Source organism: Oerskovia paurometabola, assembly GCF_016907365.1.
Lineage (GTDB): Bacteria > Actinomycetota > Actinomycetes > Actinomycetales > Cellulomonadaceae > Oerskovia > Oerskovia paurometabola.
In genome coordinates this window covers 3,491,416-3,510,194 of record NZ_JAFBBV010000001.1, presented here as the reverse complement: position 1 = coordinate 3,510,194, position 18,779 = coordinate 3,491,416, and the positions used below count along the sequence as shown (strand labels likewise).

Annotated in this window: 16 protein-coding genes; 6 read left to right on the top strand and 10 right to left on the bottom strand. The window is 72.8% G+C overall.

What is annotated here, in order from left to right; translation table 11 throughout:
* Nucleotides 1-13: 13 nt before the first annotated feature.
* A complete protein-coding gene (locus tag JOD48_RS15720) occupies nt 14-1,252 on the top strand; it encodes an MFS transporter (RefSeq protein WP_204809736.1) in 1,239 nt (412 codons plus the stop codon).
* Nucleotides 1,253-1,318: 66 nt separating this feature from the next.
* On the opposite strand, the gene JOD48_RS15715 is transcribed toward JOD48_RS15720, so the two are convergent.
* Complete coding sequence (locus JOD48_RS15715) at nt 1,319-1,837, bottom strand: MarR family winged helix-turn-helix transcriptional regulator (RefSeq protein ID WP_191790964.1); 519 nt, start codon at nt 1,835-1,837, stop codon at nt 1,319-1,321.
* A 157-nt stretch (nt 1,838-1,994) separates the two neighbouring features.
* Here JOD48_RS15715 and JOD48_RS15710 point away from each other — a divergent pair, with 157 nt between their 5' ends.
* Nucleotides 1,995-5,213: an efflux RND transporter permease subunit gene (locus JOD48_RS15710; RefSeq protein WP_204809735.1), complete on the top strand. Its 3,219-nt coding sequence runs from the start codon at nt 1,995-1,997 to the stop codon at nt 5,211-5,213.
* A gap of 72 nt (nt 5,214-5,285) precedes the next feature.
* Here JOD48_RS15710 and JOD48_RS15705 read toward each other — a convergent pair whose 3' ends face one another.
* The 5 genes from JOD48_RS15705 to JOD48_RS15685 form a co-directional block, all read right to left on the bottom strand.
* Nucleotides 5,286-6,563, bottom strand: coding sequence for an alpha/beta hydrolase family protein (locus tag JOD48_RS15705; protein ID WP_204809734.1), 1,278 nt, complete (start codon nt 6,561-6,563; stop codon nt 5,286-5,288).
* 101 nt (nt 6,564-6,664) lie between these two features.
* A complete protein-coding gene (locus JOD48_RS15700; RefSeq protein WP_191791084.1) occupies nt 6,665-7,309 on the bottom strand; it encodes a response regulator in 645 nt (214 codons plus the stop codon).
* A gap of 113 nt (nt 7,310-7,422) precedes the next feature.
* Nucleotides 7,423-8,874, bottom strand: coding sequence for a sensor histidine kinase (locus JOD48_RS19645; protein WP_204809733.1), 1,452 nt, complete (start codon nt 8,872-8,874; stop codon nt 7,423-7,425).
* A gap of 65 nt (nt 8,875-8,939) precedes the next feature.
* On the bottom strand, nt 8,940-9,788 hold the full coding sequence (locus JOD48_RS15690; RefSeq protein WP_191790959.1) for an ABC transporter permease: 849 nt from the start codon (nt 9,786-9,788) through the stop codon (nt 8,940-8,942).
* Complete coding sequence (locus JOD48_RS15685; protein ID WP_204809732.1) at nt 9,785-10,759, bottom strand: ABC transporter ATP-binding protein; 975 nt, start codon at nt 10,757-10,759, stop codon at nt 9,785-9,787. The genes JOD48_RS15690 and JOD48_RS15685 overlap by 4 nt, the downstream gene beginning before the upstream one ends.
* 287 nt (nt 10,760-11,046) lie before the next feature.
* Between JOD48_RS15685 and JOD48_RS15680 the strand changes: the two genes are divergently transcribed.
* Genes JOD48_RS15680 through JOD48_RS15670 form a run of 3 tightly spaced genes read left to right on the top strand, consistent with a single transcriptional unit; the run spans nt 11,047 to nt 13,893 of the window.
* Entirely contained in the window at nt 11,047-11,934 is an 888-nt protein-coding gene (locus tag JOD48_RS15680; protein WP_204809731.1) for a Bax inhibitor-1/YccA family protein, read from the top strand.
* Nucleotides 11,935-11,993: 59 nt separating this feature from the next.
* A complete protein-coding gene (locus tag JOD48_RS15675; protein ID WP_204809730.1) occupies nt 11,994-12,485 on the top strand; it encodes a hypothetical protein in 492 nt (163 codons plus the stop codon).
* Nucleotides 12,486-12,492: 7 nt separating this feature from the next.
* Complete coding sequence (locus JOD48_RS15670) at nt 12,493-13,893, top strand: cystathionine beta-synthase (protein WP_191790955.1); 1,401 nt, start codon at nt 12,493-12,495, stop codon at nt 13,891-13,893.
* A gap of 81 nt (nt 13,894-13,974) precedes the next feature.
* On the opposite strand, the gene JOD48_RS15665 is transcribed toward JOD48_RS15670, so the two are convergent.
* The 4 genes from JOD48_RS15665 to JOD48_RS15650 form a co-directional block, all read right to left on the bottom strand.
* Nucleotides 13,975-14,673, bottom strand: coding sequence for a hypothetical protein (locus tag JOD48_RS15665; RefSeq protein ID WP_204809729.1), 699 nt, complete (start codon nt 14,671-14,673; stop codon nt 13,975-13,977).
* Nucleotides 14,674-14,732: 59 nt separating this feature from the next.
* A complete protein-coding gene (locus JOD48_RS15660) occupies nt 14,733-15,332 on the bottom strand; it encodes a TetR/AcrR family transcriptional regulator (protein ID WP_204809728.1) in 600 nt (199 codons plus the stop codon).
* Nucleotides 15,325-16,179 (bottom strand): alpha/beta fold hydrolase, encoded by an 855-nt coding sequence (locus JOD48_RS15655; RefSeq protein ID WP_204809727.1) that lies wholly within the window; start codon nt 16,177-16,179, stop codon nt 15,325-15,327. The genes JOD48_RS15660 and JOD48_RS15655 overlap by 8 nt, the downstream gene beginning before the upstream one ends.
* Nucleotides 16,180-16,260: 81 nt before the next feature.
* Nucleotides 16,261-18,246: a glycoside hydrolase family 15 protein gene (locus tag JOD48_RS15650; RefSeq protein WP_204809726.1), complete on the bottom strand. Its 1,986-nt coding sequence runs from the start codon at nt 18,244-18,246 to the stop codon at nt 16,261-16,263.
* Between the two features lie 105 nt (nt 18,247-18,351).
* Between JOD48_RS15650 and JOD48_RS15645 the strand changes: the two genes are divergently transcribed.
* Nucleotides 18,352-18,756, top strand: coding sequence for an FKBP-type peptidyl-prolyl cis-trans isomerase (locus JOD48_RS15645; RefSeq protein WP_191790950.1), 405 nt, complete (start codon nt 18,352-18,354; stop codon nt 18,754-18,756).
* Nucleotides 18,757-18,779 lie beyond the last annotated feature (23 nt).

Here is an 18,779-nt window from a genome sequence, read left to right as displayed (position 1 = left end):
CCTCGGGGGACGTGTGTCCAGAACCACCACCAGGAACGAGCCCAACAAGACCGCGATCTACGCGACCGCCCTCACCGCCTTCTTCGCGATCGCCGGCATCGCGGTGGTCGACCCGATCCTGCCGATCATCGGCCAGGAGATCGGCGCGAGCACGTGGCAGATCGAGCTCCTGTTCACGGCGTACATCGCGGTCATGGCGATCGGCATGATCCCGGCCGTCCTGGCGACGGGCAGGTTCGGCTACAAGAAGATCCTCGGCGCGGGTGTGAGCCTCGTTGCCGTCGCGGCGATCCTCGCGGCGCTCTCGCAGAACATCGGGCAGCTCGCCGCGCTGCGCGGCCTGTGGGGGCTGGGCAACGCGATGTTCTTCGCGACCGCGATGGTCCTGCTCGTCTCGCTCGCCAACGACCGCGAGTGGGTCGTGGGGCTGTTCGAGACGTGCGTGGGCCTGGGCTTCGCGGTCGGCCCGCTCATCGGTGGCCTGCTGGGCCAGTTCTCGTGGCGCATCCCGTTCCTCGCGTGCGGCCTGTTCATGATCATGGCGCTCGCGCTGTCGATCACGCGCCTCAAGGACCCCGCCGAGAAGCCCGTGCCGCTCCACGTGGGCCAGGTCTTCGCGCTCTTCCGCAAGCCGGGCTTCCGGGCGCTGTGCATCGTGACCGCGGCCTACAACTTCGTCTTCTTCATCATCCTGGGCTACACCCCGGTGTTCCTGGGGCTCGACGTCATCCCGCTCGGACTCGTCTTCACGGCATGGGGCATCGGTCTCGCGTTCGGCATCCTGGTCGTGGGGCACAAGCTCGCGCACACGGTCGGCGCGGTGCAGACCATGGGGATCGCGGTCGTCGGGGTGCTCCTGGCCACGGTCGCGCTCGCGCTCGACCTCGGCACGGCCGGCTCGATCGTCGTCCTGGTCGTCGCGGGCGTGTTCATGGGCATCGCCAACGCGAACCTCACGGACCTCTCGCTCGCGCTCGGCAGCCCGGACCGTCGCGTCACGACCGGTGCGTTCAACCTGGTCCGGTGGGGCTTCGCGGCCCCGGCGCCCGTGATCGCCGGCCTGCTCCACCCGGTCGGCCTGTCGGTCCCGTACTGGGTCGGCGCGGGGGTGCTGCTCGTCGGGGTCGTCGCGTTCCTCGCGACCGCGCACCGGATGGCGGGCGAGCTGGGGGAGTCGGTCCTGTGGTCGCGCTGGAACCGGCGGGCCCGAGCCGTCGAGGGCGCCCCCGAGGAGGCGCTGGGCGAGATCTGAGCGGGAGGCGCGGCGTCGTCGGGCAGGGGTGTGCAGGCCGGCCCGACGGCGCCGCTCGCCTCCCGCCTACGCCTCGCCCGAGGCCGCTGCGGCCGGGCCGCCCCCGGTGCTCGTGCTGCCCTCGACCTCGTCGCCGCTCTCGCGGACGACGCGCAGCAGCCCCGCGAGCCCGAGCCGGAGACCTTCGAGCTCGTCGAGCGTGAGGCGTTCGAGCGTCTCGGGCCCAGCGGGCGCGTCGCTCGCGACGATGCTGCGCACGGCCTCCGCCCCGCGCTCGGTCGCGGCGACGAGCCGGACCCGGCCGTCCTCGGGGTCGGGGCGCCGGGAGGCCATGCCCGCGGCCTCCAGCCGGTCGACGATCCCGGAGATCGTGGCGGGGCTGACGCCCAGGACGTCGCCCAGGTGGGCCGTGCTGCGCTCTCCGTCGATGAGCAGGATCCCCAGGGCGCGCATCTGCTGAGCGGTCAGGCGGGTGCGCATGAGCGGTTCGAGGCGGCGTGCGAGCACGAGCTCCTGGAGGGTGTGCTGCGCGTCGATCAGCTCGCGCTGGAGCCGGGCGCGATCGCCAGGGGGGTCCGAGGTCACGGCGAGACTCTATCGGAGGCGTTCCCGGCGGCGGTCGAGCAGTCGGAGCGGGCCGGGCCGGTCCGCGAGACGAGGGAACTCTCCCGTTTTGCTTAGCGTTAGGCTAACGACTCTGCGACGACGACGTCGTGACCATCCACCGCGCCCTGGAGGCCCCGTGTTCCGTCTCGCCCGAACGTCGTTGGCGAACCGCGCCGTCGTCGCGCTCGCCACGATCGCGATAGCCGTGTTCGGCGTCGTCAGCATGGGATCGCTCAAGCAGGAGCTCATCCCGAGCCTGCAGATCCCCACCGCCGCCGTCGTCGCCGTGTACCCCGGGTCCGCCCCCGCGATCGTCGAGCAGCAGGTCACCGCACCGCTCGAGACCGCCGCCCGGGGGGTCGACGGCGTCGAGGACGTCACGTCGAGCTCCTCGACCGGCATGTCCGTGACGACCGTGCAGTTCACGTACGGCACCGACATGGACCTCGCCGCGCAGCAGCTGCAGACCGCGGTCACGCGCGTGAGCAGCCAGCTCCCCGCCGACGTCGACCCGACCGTGGTGACCGGTTCGGTCGACGACCTCCCCGTCGTCCAGCTCGCGGTCTCGGGCGGCGCCGACGAGACCGCGCTGGCGGACACCGTCAACAGCGTCGTCGTACCCGCCCTCGAAGAGGTCACCGACGTGCGCAGCGTCGCGGTCAGCGGCATCGCCGACCAGCAGGTCACGATCGACCTCGACGTCGCGGCCCTCGCTGCGGCCGGGCTCAGCCCGGCCCAGGTCACCACGATCCTCCAGGACAACGGCGTCGTGGTCCCCGCCGGCACGGTCGCCGCCGGCGACCGCACGCTGTCCGTCCAGGTCGGCACGGCCGTCACGAGCACCGACGACCTGATCGACCTCCCGCTCGTCGCGTCGCCGTCGGCCTCGACCGCAACAGGCCCGACGGCGCCCGGCGCGCCGAGCGCACCGGTGACCCTCGGCGACGTCGCCACGGTCACCGTGGCCCCGCAGCCCGCGACCTCCTACTCGCGCCTGGACGGCGAGCCCGCGCTCGCCGTCGCGATCACCAAGACGCCGGCGGGCAACACGGTCGAGGTCTCGCACGCCGTCCAGAGCGCGATCGAGGACATGAACGGTGCGCTCGAGGCCAAGGACGTGCGCGTCGAGGTCGTGTTCGACCAGGCGCCCTTCATCGAGGAGTCCATCGAGGGACTCGCGACCGAGGGCCTGCTCGGCCTGGTCTTCGCGGTCGTCGTGATCCTGCTGTTCCTCACGTCGCTGCGCTCGACGCTCGTCTCGGCCGTCTCGATCCCGCTCTCGCTGTTCGTGACGTTCATCGTGATGAACGCGACCGGCTACACCCTGAACATCCTCACGCTCGGTGCCATGACGGTCGCGATCGGGCGCGTGGTCGACGACTCGATCGTCGTCATCGAGAACATCAAGCGGCACCTGTCCTACGGCGAGCAGAAGACCGCCGCGATCCTCAAGGCGGTCAAGGAGGTCGGCGGCGCGATCACGGCCTCGACCGTCTGCACCGTCGCGGTCTTCCTGCCCATCGCGCTGGTCGGCGGCATGGTCGGCGAGCTGTTCCGCCCGTTCGCCATGACCGTCGCGATCGCCATGGCCGCGTCGCTGTTCGTCGCCCTGACGATCGTGCCGGTGCTGGCCTACTGGTTCATCAAGGCTCCTGTCGTCCCCGCCGACCCCGAGCAGGCCAAGGTCCTCGCGGACCAGGCGCGCGAGGTCGCCGAGGCCAAGGAGCGTCGCGGGCTGTGGCAGCGGGGCTACCTGCCGACGCTGCGCGCCGCGCTGCGCCACCCCGCGATCACCCTGACCATCGCGGTCGCGGTGCTCGCGGGCACGGTCGCGCTCGTGCCGCGCCTCGAGACCAACTTCCTGGGGGACTCGGGCCAGGACACCCTGACGGTCACCGAGACCTTCGCCCCGGGCACGTCGCTCGCGACGCAGGACGCCGCGGCGCGTGAGGTCGAGGACGTGCTCCTGGGCCTCGACGTGGTCGACACGGTCCAGACGACCGTGGGCTCGGCGGGCGGCCCCGAGGCCGCGTTCTTCGGCGGGGGCGGCTCGCCCCAGGCGACGTTCTCGCTCACGCTCGACGCGGACGCCGACGGCGTGGCGGCGCAGCAGGAGGTCCGGGACGCGGTCGCTGACCTCGGTGGCGAGGACTCCGAGGGCATCACGGTCGCCGGGGCCGACGCCGCGTTCGGCAGCTCGACGGTCGACCTCGTCGTCCGCGCGCCCGACACCGAGACGCTCGCCGCCGCGGCCGACCAGGTCCAGCAGGTCGCCGAGGACACCGAGGGTGCGTCCGAGGTCACCAACAACCTCGCGAGCGCCCAGTCCACGATCCAGGTGACGGTCGACCGGGACGCGGCAGCCGCCGTCGGGCTGACCGAGACCCAGGTCGCGGGGACCGTCGCGAGCCTCATGTCGCCCTCGCCCGTGGGGACCGTGAACCTCGGGGACGGGCCCGTGCAGGTGCGCGTCGCCGTCGGGCAGGCTCCCGCCACGGTCGACGAGCTCCAGGCGCTCGTCGTGCCCACGGCCGCGGGCGTCGTCCCGCTCACGCAGATCGCGAGCATCGAGGAGGTCGACGTGCCCACCTCGATCTCGCGGGTCAACGGCGAGCGCAGCGCGACCATCGCGGTCACGCCCGCAGGCCAGGACCTCGGCACGCTCACGACGGCGCTCACGGCCGCGATCGACGACCTCGACCTGCCGGGCGGCGCCACGGTCGAGCTCGGCGGCGTCGCGACCCAGCAGGCCGACGCGTTCGCCGACCTGGGCCTCGCGCTCCTGGTCGCGATCGCGATCGTCTACCTCGTCATGGTCGCGACGTTCCGCAGCCTGCTGCAGCCGTTCATCCTGCTCGTGTCGATCCCGTTCGCCGCGACCGGTGCGCTGCTCCTGCTGCTCGCGACCGGCACGCCGCTCGGGGTGCCCGCCCTGATCGGCATGCTCATGCTCGTCGGGATCGTGGTCTCGAACGCGATCGTCCTGATCGACCTCATCAACCAGTACCGTGCGCAGGGGCGCGGCCTGGACGACGCCGTGATGGAGGGCTCGCGCAAGCGGCTGCGACCCATCGTCATGACGGCCGCGGCGACGATCTTCGCGCTCACGCCCATGGCGATCGGGATCACGGGCGGCGGCTCGTTCATCTCGCAGCCGCTCGCGCTCGTCGTGATCGGCGGGCTCCTGTCCTCGACGCTGCTCACGCTCGTCGTGGTGCCCGTGCTCTACACGCTCGCCGAGCGTGCGGGCGAGAAGCGGGCGGCCCGCCGCGAGGCGAAGCACGAGGCGAAGGCCGCCGAGCTCGTGGGCCGACACGCCGCGGAGACCTCGGCGGAACCTGCCGCGCGCAGCTGACCCGACCCGCTCCGGGACGAGAGAGGCCCGCCCGTTCGACGAACGGGCGGGCCTCCCGCGTCCGGGGCAGGCTCAGTCGTCGTCCCCGACGAGCCGGGGTGCGAGCGTCTCGTCGAGCCAGTCGAACACCCGCTGCTCGGTCAGTGCGCGCCCGAGCGGCTGGCAGTGCAGGTTCGCGCCCTCGGCGGCGGTGAACCGCACCAGGGTCGACACGCCGGGCGTGAGCCGCACGAGCTCTTCGGACTGGCCGGGCCAGAACTGCTCGCCCTCGGGCGACGTGACGAGCAGGGGAGTGGTGACCTGCCCGACGACGTCCCGCGCGTCGTACCTCTGGACCTCGCGGAGCGTCGCGGCGTAGCCGTCGGTCCCGTACGGGCGGGCACGGAAGCGCCACGTGGCCGCGGTGGCCTTCGACAGGCGCAGGCCCAGCTCCATGTCGCGGTCGAACGCGTGGTCCTTGCCCTCCTGCAGCAGCTTGAGCAGGCTCTTGGGCATCGAGCCCGTCCATGACGCCGAGACGTCGACGACCCCCGGGTCGACGACGGCCGCAGCCGGCCGGTGCTCGAACGCGAGCGCGCGGGACACCCAGTACCCGGCCTGGCTCGACCCGTACACCGCGATGCGTCCCTCGTCCACGTCGCCGCGGCTGACGAGCGTGTCGAGCACAGGGGTCAGGACGGCCTCGAAGTCGTGCCGGAACGGTGTGCCCTGGTCGAACAGCATCGACTGCTGCCCGGGGCCGTCGAACACGAACGCGTGATACCCCCGGCGCAGCGCGCCCGCGACGCACGCGGTCCACATCGACGTCAGCGAGCCGTCCGAGCCGTTCACGGCGACGAGCGTCGACCGCGGTCGGACCTGTCCGGGGTCCGCCGCGATCGCGGCGGTCGACGCCGCGTCGGACGCGCTGAAGAAGTACCCCGGCAGGGTCGTCCCCTCGTACGGGACCGCGAGGCGCTCGACGACGAGCCCGCTCGCGTCGACCCACCGGTCCCACGCGGCGCGGTGCTCGTGGAACGTGGGCACGAGCCGGCTCTCGTCCTCGAGCGCGGCGACCGCGTTGACCGCGGCCGCGTAGTAGGCGGACGCCCGCAGGTAGGCGGCCGCGGCGCTCGTCCCGTGCCCGGCCGCCGCGGCGTCGGAAGCGAGCCGCGCCACCCGGTCGCCGAGCGAGTGCCACGCGTCGAACCACCCTTGATGGTCCTTGTCGCGCACGTGCGCGACGGCCGCGAGGACCTCGCCCACGTCCGCCGCGCCGCTGTACGCGCCGCCCAGGACGCTGCGGATCTCGAAGTCTCGCCCGTGGTCGCCGGAGAAGCCGGTCGAGAACGGGTCGTGGTGGTCGGGCATGGTGGCTGCCTCCCGCGTCGTGGACGACGGAGCCGAACGCTCCCCTCCACGACCATGCCCGCAGGCGGCGGCCCGCACCACTCGGGGCCCGACGGCGCCGCTCAGGACGGGCGCGCCACGCCCGTCTCGTAGGCCAGCACCACGGCCTGGACCCGGTCCCGGAGGCCGAGCTTGCCGAGCACGCGCCCGACGTGCGTCTTGACCGTGGCCTCGGAGACCACGAAGCGTGCCGCGATCTCGGCGTTGGACAGTCCCTCGCCGAGCGCCGCGAAGACCTCGAGCTCGCGGGCCGTGAGCTCGCGCAGCCGCGGGTCGTCGACCCCGTGGCCCGGAGCCGCGGCGCCCTGGCTCTGCGAGTTCTCCGGCAGGTAGCCCGCGAACATCTCGAGCATGCGGCGCGTGATGCGCGGGGAGACGGCCGCGTCGCCGCTCGCCACGTTGCGGATCGCGCCGACGAGGTCGGCCGGCCGCGCGTCCTTGAGGAGGAACCCGCTCGCGCCCACGCGCAGCGCCGCGAACGCGTACTCGTCGAGGTCGAACGTCGTGAGGATGATGACCCGGCTCTCGGGCAGCGCGGACACGATCCGCTCGGTCGCGTCGATCCCGTTGACGCCCGGCATGCGCACGTCCATGAGGATCACGTCGGGACGCAGCGCCGTGGCCTGCGCGAACGCGGTCTCGCCGTCGCTCGCCTCGCCCACGACCTCGATGTCGTCCTCGGCCGCCAGGATCATGCGGAAGCCCATGCGCAGCAGCGACTGGTCGTCGACGAGCAGGACCCGGATCGGGTGGGCGGCGTCGTGGGGCGAGCCGTCATGACCGGTCGCGCCGCCCGCCGCGTCGCCCGGGTAGGGGAGGGTCACAGCGCGACCCCGGCTCCGCCGTCGGGCCGGGGCTGCGTGGCGCCGTCGAGGCGCAGCCGAGCGACGACCTCCCACCCCGAGGCCGTGGGCCCGGCCGTGACCGTGCCCCCGTAGACGGCCGCACGTTCGCGCATCCCGATGATCCCTCTTCCTGTGCCGATGGGCTGGTCGCCCGTGATGCCCGGGGGCAGCGGGCGGGCGTCCGCCCCGTCGCGGGCCGTGCCGCCCGGGGCGCGCCCCGCCTTGTTCGTGACCGTGATCTCGAGCCAGTCTCCACCGTCGGGCGCGCCCGCGTCACGCCGGGCGATCTCGACCACGACCACGGGGGTCAGCGGCGCGTACCGCAGGACGTTCGTCAACGACTCCTGCACGATCCGGTGCGCCGCCTGGCGCAGCCCCGGGTCCGGGTCGGGCTGGACGCCCACGCGCACCAGGCGCACCGGCAGGCCCGCGTGCCGGAACCGCTCGGCGATGTCCTCCATGCTCGGCACGTCCGCGGTCGGGGTCAGGGGGGCGACCGTGCCGTCGGGGTCGCGCAGGACCCCCAGGACGCGGCGCATGTCGGCGAGGGCCGCGCGCCCGGTCTCGGTGAGCTCGTCGAGGGCCTGCCCCGCGAGCTCGGGGTCCTTCGTGCCGAGCGCCTTGGCCCCGTCCGCGAGCGCGACCATGACGGTGAGGGAGTGCGCGACGACGTCGTGCATCTCGCGCGAGATGCGCGCGCGCTCGGCCGCGGCCGCGAGCTGCGCCTGCTGGTCGCGGTCGCGTGCGATCGCGTTCGCGCGGCCCACGAGGTCGGCGACGTGCAGGCGACGACCTCGCACGCTCGACCCGATCGCGATGCCCAGCAGGGCGAACGTGATCGTGATCGCGATCGTGGCGACGCGCTGCCCCGTGAGCTCGCCGCTGCCGACCTCGGCGCGGACCACGGCGCCCGTCTCGCTCACCGTGAAGTCGTACCAGAGCATCTCCGCGGTGCAGACCGTCAGGACCAGGACGCCCAGCACGCTCCACGCCACGGCCGGCCGGTAGGTCGTCGCGACCGCGTAGACGGCGAACGCGGTGGCGAGCTCGAAGCCTGCGGAGTCTCCCGTCAGCGCGAGCGTCAGGATCGCGAGGGCACCGATGGCTGCAGCGGTCCACAGCGGGTAGCGGCGGCGCCACAGCAGTGCCGCGCCGCCCGCGAGCGTCGCGACCGCGACGCCGTAGCGCGGCTCCGGGTACAGCAGGGCGACCAGCAGGCCCGGGACCGCGAACCAGGCCGCGACGAACCAGTCCATGACGACCGGGTGGCGCACGAAGTACCGGCGTACCGGCCCGAGCTTGCGGGCGTCGAGCTCGGTGAACACCGCGGCGCTGCCGGGCCGGGGCCGGAGGGGAGCCCGGGGAGAGGGGGCAGCGGCCGGGGTGCCGCCGACGGCACCCGGGACGTCGTCCCCCTCAGGACGCACAGCGCCCGACGCCGGACCACGGGTCTCGTGGTCCGGCGCCGGGCTGTGCGCGGTGCGAGGGATGGTCAGGCGTCCCGACGCTTGAGGACGACGGCGGCCGCGACGAGCGAGACCGCAGCCCACGCCGCCATGGCGATCGTCGCCCCGCCCGGGGTGAGGACGTCGACGCCACCGGCGTCGGCCTCCGTGATCGCCATCATGGCGGTGCCGAGGTTCATCGGCAGGAACCTCGCGATGTCCTGGACCCAGTCCTGCGAGAGGAAGGCCGTCACGAGCGGCAGCACGAAGAGCAGGGCGACGAGCGTGAAGATGCTCCCCGCCGAGTGCCGCATGATCGTGCCGACGCCGACCGCGAGGATCGCGACGAGCGTGAGGTACGCGGCGCACGCGAGGACGACGCGCTGCGCCACCGGGTCGCCCAGGTCCGGCACGAGGTCGTTGCCCGACAGGATGGGAGCCGTCACCACGTACGACAGGGCGACACCGACGAGCCCGACGACGAACGTCACGACGCCGATGATCGCGACCTTGGCCCACAGCGCGGGCAGGCGGGTCGGGACGGCGCTCAGGGTCGAACGGATCATGCCCGTCGAGTACTCACCCGTGATGATCAGCGCACCCAGGACCGCGACCGCGAGCTGGGCGAACACGTAGCCCGACACCAGCGCCTGCACGGTCGAGATGTTGCCCATCTGCTCCGCCATGCCCGGCTGGCTCGCCGCGAAGTTCAGCGACGCGGCCGTCGCCAGGTTGATGAGCACCATGACGACCACGGTCGAGCCCACGGTCCACCAGGTCGAGCGCAACGAACGGAACTTGATCCACTCGGACTTCAGGACCCCGCCCACGCTGAGGCGGGCGGACGTGGTGCGCTTCGCCGTCGGCTGGGCGGCGGAGACGGTGGCGGCGGTCATCGCTTGGCTCCTTCGGAGATCTGGGCGCCGGCCGCGACGTCCACGCCGTGGCCGATGTGCTGGGCGGCGGACTCGGTCTGGTACTCGACCGCGTCGGCCGTGAGGAGCATGTACGCCTCCTCCAGGGTGGAGGTGACGGGCGTGAGCTCGTGCAGGACGATGCCCGAGGCGGCGGCGAGCTCGCCGATCCCGGCGGCCTCGGCCCCCGTGATCTGGAGCAGGCTCGGCTCGTCGGACGTGACGGTCGCTCCGTCGCGGGTCAGCAGCTCGGCGAGCTGCGTGGCCTGCGGGGTCCGGACGCGCACGGTGTGCTGAGCGCCGCCGTCGACGATGTCCTTGACCGGGGCGTCCGCGATGATCCGGCCCTTGCCGATCACGACGATGTGGTCCGCGGTCAGCGCGACCTCGCTCATGAGGTGGCTCGACAGGAAGACCGTGCGGCCCTCCGAGGCGAGGTAGCGCGCCAGGTTGCGGACCCACAGGACGCCCTCGGGGTCGAGTCCGTTGACCGGCTCGTCGAGGATCAGCGTCTTGGGGTCGCCCAGCAGCGCGGACGCGATGCCCAGGCGCTGGCCCATGCCGAGCGAGAAGCCGCCGACGCGCTTCTTCGCGACCGACTGCAGGCCGGTCATCTCGATGACCTCCTGCACGCGGGTCCTGGGGATGTTGTGCGTGGCCGCCATCGCGAGAAGGTGGTTGTAGGCGCTGCGGCCCGTGTGCACGGCCTTCGCGTCCAGGAGCGCCCCGACCTCGGTCAGGGGTGAACGGTGCGCGACGTACGGCTTGCCGTTGACGGTCACGGAACCGGCCGTGGGACGGTCCAGCCCCATGATCATGCGCATCGTGGTCGACTTGCCGGCGCCGTTCGGGCCCAGGAAGCCCGTCACCTGGCCGGGCTGGACGGTGAAGGAGATCCCGTCGACAGCGGTCTTGGGCCCGTACCGCTTGGTCAGGCCTCGTGCTTCGATCATGCTCGCCCCTCGGGGTGGGTTGCGGATGGTGGCTGGGTACCTCCCCAGCCTAGAGAGCCAGGCCCTGCCCGCGATGCCCCCTCACGGTCGATCTTCTCGGCGTGGCTCCGTACGCCGCAAGGATGACGCCCGTCGGCCGGTCGAGCGATCTTGGCCCGCGAGGGCCGGAAAAGTCGGATGAAACCCCCGGGAACACCGGCGCGAACCCGCTCGTTGCATAGGATGGAAACACGGCCAGCGACACCCGCCTCGCCAGAGGGCACTGGACGCCGCGACCAGGAGGAAGCATGAGCAACCCCGTCTTCAACAACAGCGCCATCTTCGGCGAGCCGAAGCGCGCGCGCACCGGCCAGGGGGCTGCGGGCACCGTCCAGCAGAACCCCGCGTACGGCACCCCGCCCCAGCAGGCGCAGTACGGCAGCTACGGCGCGCAGACCGCCGACGCCGCGACGCTCGACGCCATGTACAACGCGCCGACCGCTACCACCGCGGACACCAAGCGCCTCACGTACGACGACGTCATCATCAAGACCGGTGGGCTGCTCGCCCTGCTCGTCGTCGTCGCGGCCGGCAGCTGGCAGCTCGTCGACACCATGCCGTTCATCTGGATCGGCGGCGCGATCATCGGCCTCGTCCTGGGTCTGGTCAACGCGTTCAAGCGGAACCCGAGCCCCGCGCTCATCGTGGCGTACACGATCGCGCAGGGTGCGTTCCTCGGCGGCATCAGCAAGTACTACGACTCCATGGTCATCAACGGCGTCCAGCTCAACGGCGTGGTCCTGCAGGCCGTGCTCGCGACCGTCGTGACCTTCGCCGCGGCGCTGTTCCTCTTCAAGTCCGGCAAGGTGCGGGTCACGCCCAAGTTCACGCGCTGGCTGCTCATCGCGATGGTCGGCTACCTGGCCTTCTCGCTCGTCAACATGCTCCTCATCATGACGGGCGTGCTGGACGGCTGGGGCGCCCGTGGGGGTGGCTGGGGCATCGCGATCGGCCTGATCGCCGTCGGTCTCGCGGCTGCGTCGCTCATCGTCGACTTCGACTCGATCAAGCGTGGCGTCGAGGCGGGCGTGCCCGCCAAGTTCGCCTGGTCGGCTGCGTTCGGGCTCATGGTCACGCTCATCTGGCTGTACCTCGAGTTCCTGCGCCTGTTCGCGATCCTGCAGAGCAGCGACTGACCTTGGCCGACTCCCGGAAGAAGTCCCCGGCACCCGCATCGGAACCCGTTCCGACGCGGGTGCCGGTCTTTGCCGCCGGCCTCGCCCTGGCCGCCTTCACGCTGCTCGTCCTCCAGGTCCCCTACGGTCTCCTGGTCGGTGGCAGCGCCCCCAACGCCGTCGCCTGGGTCACGGTCTCCGCCGTCGTCATCCTGCTCGTGACCCTCACGGCCGGGGCGGTGCTCGCCTGGCTCGGGCACCGCATCTCGCGCGAGTGGGACGACCGCAAGGCGACCACGCTCTTCTTCGCCCTCGGGTTCCTGGGGGTCGGGATCTGGAGCTTCATGGTGCTGGGCTCGCTGCTCGGCGCGGCCACCGGCGACCCGACCACCGCGACGAGCGGGATCGCCCTGGCGTCGGTGCTCTACCTGGCCGTCGCGGGCGGGCTGAGCGCCGCCGTCGGGCGGTACTTCGCACGCGACGCCGCGGACCGTCCGTTGCTCGTCGTGATCCTCGGCGTGAGCGTCGCGTTGTGCGCCGTGCTCGGCGGAATGGCCCTCGGCAGCGCATGATCGGTGCATGAAGTTCGCACACCACATCTCTGACCTCGTCGGCGGGACACCCCTGGTCCGGCTCGGATCGGTGACCGACGGCCTCTCCGCGACGATCCTCGCCAAGGTCGAGTACCTCAACCCTGGCGGGTCCGTGAAGGACCGCATCGCGCTCAAGATGATCGAGGCGGCCGAAGCCTCCGGGGAGCTCGCGCCCGGCGGCACGATCGTCGAGCCGACCTCGGGGAACACCGGGGTCGGCCTCGCGCTCGTGGCGCAGCGCAAGGGATACGACTGCGTGTTCGTCTGCCCCGACAAGGTGAGCCAGGACAAGCGCGACGTCCTGACCGCCTACGGCGCGCGCGTCGTCGTCACCCCTACCGCCGTGGCTCCCGACCACCCCGACTCCTACTACTCGGTCTCGGACCGGCTCGTCGCCGAGATCCCCGGGGCCTGGAAGCCCAACCAGTACGCCAACCCGAACGGCCCTGCGTCCCACTACGAGAGCACCGGCCCCGAGATCTGGACCGACACCGACGGCCGCGTCACGCACCTCGTCGCAGGGGTCGGGACGGGCGGCACCATCACCGGGACCGGCCGGTACCTCAAGGACGTGTCGGCGTCGCGTCCGGCCGGTGGGCGGGTGCACGTCGTGGGCGCCGACCCCGCCGGGTCCGTCTACTCGGGCGGCGACGGTCGTCCGTACCTCGTCGAGGGCGTGGGCGAGGACTTCTGGCCTGCCGCGTACGACCCGACCGTGCCCGACGAGATCATCGCCGTGAGCGACGCCGACTCGTTCGAGATGACCCGCCGGCTCGCCCGCGAGGAGGGCCTGCTCGTCGGCGGCTCGTGCGGCATGGCTGTCGTCGCGGCGCTGCGACTGGCCCGCCGCCTCCAGGACGAGGACCCCGAGGCCGCGGCGCGCGCCGTGATCGTCGTGATCCTGCCCGACGGCGGACGTGGCTACCTGTCCAAGATCTTCAACGACTCCTGGATGCGGTCCTACGGGTTCCTCGACGCCGAGGAGGGCGTGACCGCGGGCGACATGCTGCGCTCCAAGAGCGGGCAGCTCCCCAGCCTCGTCCACACCCACCCGGGCGAGACCGTGCGCGACGCGATCGAGATCCTGCGCGAGTACGGCGTCTCGCAGATGCCCGTCGTCGGGGCCGAGCCGCCCGTCAAGATCGGCGAGGTCGCCGGGGCCGTGAGCGAGCGGACGCTGCTCGACGCCGTGTTCTCCGGGCGGGCATCTCTCGCCGACCGCGTGGACAAGCACATGGAGCCGCGGTTCCCGCTCATCGGGGCAGGTGAGGGTGTCGCTGCCATCCGGGCCGCGTTGCACGACGCCGACGCGCTGCTCGTGATCGACGACGGCGACCCGGTCGGGGTGCTCACGCGCCACGACCTGCTGGGCTTCCTGGCGCACTGACGCCCCCTCGGGTGCCTCGGTCCGACGGTCCGCCGGTCCGCCGAGGGTGACGTGCCCGGCCGCCGAGGGTGACATCAGATGTCACCCTCGGCGTCGGTGGCGGTCGCCCTCGGCGTTCGAGGGCAGGGACCACGCCACGAGCCAGCACCCCACGGCCAGCAGCACCCCGTGCGCGATCCGCCCCGCCGGGGGCGTGAAGAACTGCGGCAGGTACAGCACCAGGCCCGCGGCGAGCGGGATCCCCACCCATCGTGGGGCGAGTCCGCCACGCCACGCCGCCACGGCGGCGAGCACCCCGCTCGCCCCCACGAGGAGCAACCCCGCGCCGAACAGGGTCATCGCTACGGGCTGCGTCCGGACCGCGTCGATCGCCGGCAGGAAGTCGAGGGCGCCCGTCGTGACGGCGCCGCGCGCGATCGCGTGGACACCGAAGATCTCCGCTCCGAAGTAGGGCAGGACGAGCCCGGCGCCGAGCCAGCTCGTGACGACCGCGCCCGACGACGGAGCCCGGCCCCGCGTCCCGGCGAGCCGTCCGCGCAGCGCGAGGAATGCGGCCGGGAGCAGCCAGAACCCGGCCGCGCCGCACAGGTGCGCCGCGATCCACCGTCCCGAGGCGAACGCCGCCGCGAGCTCCGGGGTGGCGACGTCCTCGGGGACCCACGGGCGCAGGAGAGGGAACGCGAGGAAGAGGGCTCCCGCGACCGCGAGCAGGACGGCTCCGGTACGGGGACGGACGAGGCCCAGGTCGGGGTGCGTCCGGTCGATCGACGGTGCGGTCATGGCGGCTCTCCTTCGGTGGGTGCGGCCCGCTCGTCGTCAGGACGAGCGAGGCCTGGGGGTCATGCTGGTTCTGACACGTCGGCGAGGTCCTCGATCCCGGCCACGAGCAGACGGACGAGGACCTCGAAGCTGTGGTCGACGTCGTCGGGCAGGCCGAAGCCGCCCTGGAGCTCGAGCGAGACGAACCCGTGGACCGCGGACCGCACGGCGCGGATCGCGTCGATCGTGCGGTCCTCCGGGAGGTCGAAGCCGCGCAGCACGGCGACGATCACGGCGATCGTCTCGGCGCCCGCGAGCGAGAGCGGGTCGTCGTCGGCGGCGCCGAGGTCGGGCGAGAGCTGGATCGCGGCGTAGCGGCCCGGGTGCTCGCGCGCGAAGTCGCGGACGGCCCGCGCGAGCGCGGACAGCGCGTCCGGGCCCGAGCGCCCGATCGTCGCCGCGGCGGTCGCGCGCGTCAGGTCGTTCACCGCGACGAGCGCGACGGACCGGCGCAGGTCGGCGAGCGAGCCGACGTGCTTGTAGAGGCTCGGCGTCGCGACCCCTGCGGCGGCCGCGACCTTCGCGAGGGTGAGGTCGGCGAACCCTTGCGCTCCGCCGTCGTCCACGACGCGCAGCGCGAGGGCCGTGACGCCCTCGCGGCTCAACCCGGCCCTAGCCACGGGCGTTCCAGCCCTGGGCCTCGTCGCGCAGGCCGGCGAGGAACGCGAGCGTCGCGGGCAGGACGACGTCGGGCGCCTGGTGCTGCGGGTAGTGCCCGACCCCGGGGACCAGGTGTCCCTGGGCGCCGACGGCCTCCTGGATCCAGGCGAGCTCCGCGCCCTGGTCGGCGAAGTCGGGGTCGAGCGCACCCAGGAAGGCGACGGCCGGGGCGTGGACCTCGGGGAGGCGCGCCTCGACGGGCGCGTGCGTCAGGGCCAGGGCCAGGTCGCGGAAGCTCCGCAGACGGCCCGGCTCGCGCATCGAGGAACGGATCGCGGCGACGTGCTCGGCATGCCAGGGCGCCTTGCGGCCCTTGGTCAGGGTCGAGTAGAAGCCCGCCCACACGGCGGCCCCCCACGGACGGGCGAGCGCGACGCGGTAGAGCAGCCTGCTCGCGGCGGCCTTCGCGGCCCCCGTGGCGGGGTCTCGCAGGAAGGGGCCGAGGAGGACGAGGCCCGCGACGGCGTCGGGCGCCTCGGCGGCCGCCCACGCAGCGGCGCCGGCCCCCATCGAGTTCCCGACCAGCACGGCCGGACCGCCCAGGTGCTCGACGAGGGCCAGGAGGTCCTGGCCGGTCGCGACGTCGCCGTGCGTGCGGAAGGTCGTGTCGCTGTCGCCGTGCCCGCGCAGGTCCATGACGGCCACGCGGTAGCCGGCCTCGACGAGCGGGGGGACGAGGTCGCGGTAGGTCGAGCGCAGGTCGCCCATACCGGGGACGGCGACGACGAGAGGGCCGGTGCCGGTCACGGTGTAGGCGAGGCGGCCCTCGGGACGGGGGAGGAGCTCCACGGTCTGGCGAGTGTTCATAGCCCAAAGGCTAATACCATTAGCCAGGGTGTGCAAGGGGGACGGAGCACGGGTTCTCGTCGTCCTCGGCGGGCGGGTCGGTCAACCTCGGTGGGCGGCCTCGAAGTGACCCGTCCCGTCCCGCCGCTCCTCGGCCCGCACCACGTGCACCACCGCGTTGATGAGCGCCAGGTGCGTGAACGCCTGCGGGAAGTTCCCCAGGTGCCGCCCCGAGTGCGGGTCGATCTCCTCGGCGTACAGGTTGAGCTCGCTCGCGAAGGAGAGAAGCCGCTCGCACAGCGCCCGCGCCCGGTCGAGCTCCCCGACCTCGACGAGCGCGGACACGAGCCAGAACGAGCAGATCGTGAACGTCCCCTCCTCGCCCGAGAGACCGTCGTCGGTCTCGTCGGTGCGATAGCGCAGCACGAGGCCGTTGACCGTGAGCTCGTGCGCGATCGCGTCGACCGTCGCGGCGACGCGCGGGTCGTCGGCGGGCAGGAACCGCAGGAGCGGCACGAGCAGGAGCGAGGCGTCGAGCGCGTCGGAGCCGTAGCGCTGCACGAAGACGCCTCGGGAGTCGACGCCGTGCTCCAGCACGTCGGCACGGATCTCGTCGGCGATCTTCTGCCACTGGTCGGCGTAGTCCTGCTCGTCGTACATGCGGGCCAGGCGGGCACCGCGGTCGAGCGCGACCCAGCACATGACCTTCGACGACGTGAAGTGCTGGGGTTCCCCGCGGACCTCCCACAAGCCCCGGTCGGGCTCGTGCCAGTGCCTCGCGGCCTCCTCGACCTGCGCCTTGAGGACGGGCCACAGGGACTCGGGGAGCTGTTCGCGGGACCGGGCGTGCAGGTACACCGAGTCGAGGACCGCGCCCCACATGTCGTGCTGCTTCTGGTCGTACGCGGCGTTGCCGATGCGCACGGGCCGGGCGCCCTCGTGCCCCGACAGGTGGTCGAGCGTGCTCTCCTCGAGCCGGTCCTCGCCGCCGACGCCGTACATGATCTGCAGCTCGCGGTCGTCACGGCACACGTCGTGCACGAACGCGAAGAAGTCGTTCGCCTCGCGGTCGAGGCCCAGGGTGTAGAGCCCCCAGAGGGCGAACGTCGAGTCGCGCACCCACGCGTACCGGTAGTCCCAGTTGCGCTCGCCGTGCGGGGTCTCGGGCAGCGAGGTGGTCGCGGCGGCGAGCAGCGCTCCCGTGGGGGCGTAGGTCAGGCCCTTGAGGGTGAGGGCGCTGCGCTGGAGGTACGAGCGCCACGGGTGGTCGGGGAAGACGCCCTGGGTGATCCAGTCGCGCCAGTACTGCTCGGTGCGTCCCATGGCGTCGGCGGCGTCGGGCCACGTGGTGGGCGCGGGGCGGTCGGACCACGACAGCGCGACGAACGCCTTGTCGCCCGCGGCCATGCGCGTGCGCCCCTGCGCGCGGCGGTCCTCGACGCCGAGGCGCAGGCTGCTGCTCAGGCGCAGGTCGGGCGTCGAGGCGTGCGCGACGCGCGTCACGAGGCTCTGGTACGTCTGCCCGTCGTACTCCCACCGCGCGGCCTCGCGCCCGTAGTCGGGCAGCGGCTCGCACACGACCTCGACGTCGACCGTCCCGTTGACGCACAGGATCGTGCGCAGCAGCATGTGCTCGGCGTCGAAGTCCGTGGGGGTGCGGCGGTGCGTCTGGGAGCGCTCGTCGACGTTGTGCCACGGCCCCATCAGCATCGCGTCGCGCACCACGAGCCAGCCCGTGGGTGTCTGCCACGTGGTCTCGAGCACGAGCGTGCCGGGGATGTAGCGCCGCGCCACGGGCACGCGCGCCCCGTACGGCCCGACGCGGAACGAACCCGCGCCACGGTCGAGGACGGCCGCGAAGATGCTGGGCGAGTCGGGCCGCGGGACGCACATCCACTCGATCGCGCCGCTCGGCGCGACGAGCGCGTTGCACTCGCAGTCCGACAGGAACGCGTACTCCGCGATCCCGGGGAACGCCGAGCGCCTGCCCGTGGGGACCTGCGCCCCGCCCGCGTGCGTCACGGGTGCGTCGAGGTCGGTCGTGTCGACGGGGCGGGCGGTGTCGACCTCGTCGTCCAAGGAGTCCATCCGTCCAGCGTGCGCCCGCGCGCTGCGGTTGTCAGGCGGGGCCGGCCGCACGGCTCGCGCTTAGGCTTGTCCCCGACCCCCGACACTCCACCGAGAGGTAGCACCATGAGCACGCAGCTCCCCACCGCGTCCGGCTCGTTCGGCGACAAGCCGGTCCTGACGTTCCCCGAGGGCGGCGCTCCCGCCGGCCTCCAGGTCCAGGTCCTCGAGGAGGGCAGCGGCCCGGTCGTGATGGCCGGCCGCACGATCGTCGTGCACTACCTGGGCCAGGTCTGGGACGGCGGCATCTTCGACACGTCGTACGACCGCGGCGAGACGATCAGCTTCCCCATCGGGACCGGTGCGGTCATCGGTGGCTGGGACAAGGGCCTCGTGGGCCAGAACGTCGGCTCGCGCATCCTGCTCTCGGTCCCGCCGGAGCACGGCTACGGCATGCGCGGCGTCCCGCAGGCGGGCATCGGCGGCACGGACACGCTGGTCTTCGTGGTGGACGTCGTCGGGGTCGAGTGACCTCGATCCCTCGCGCCTGACGG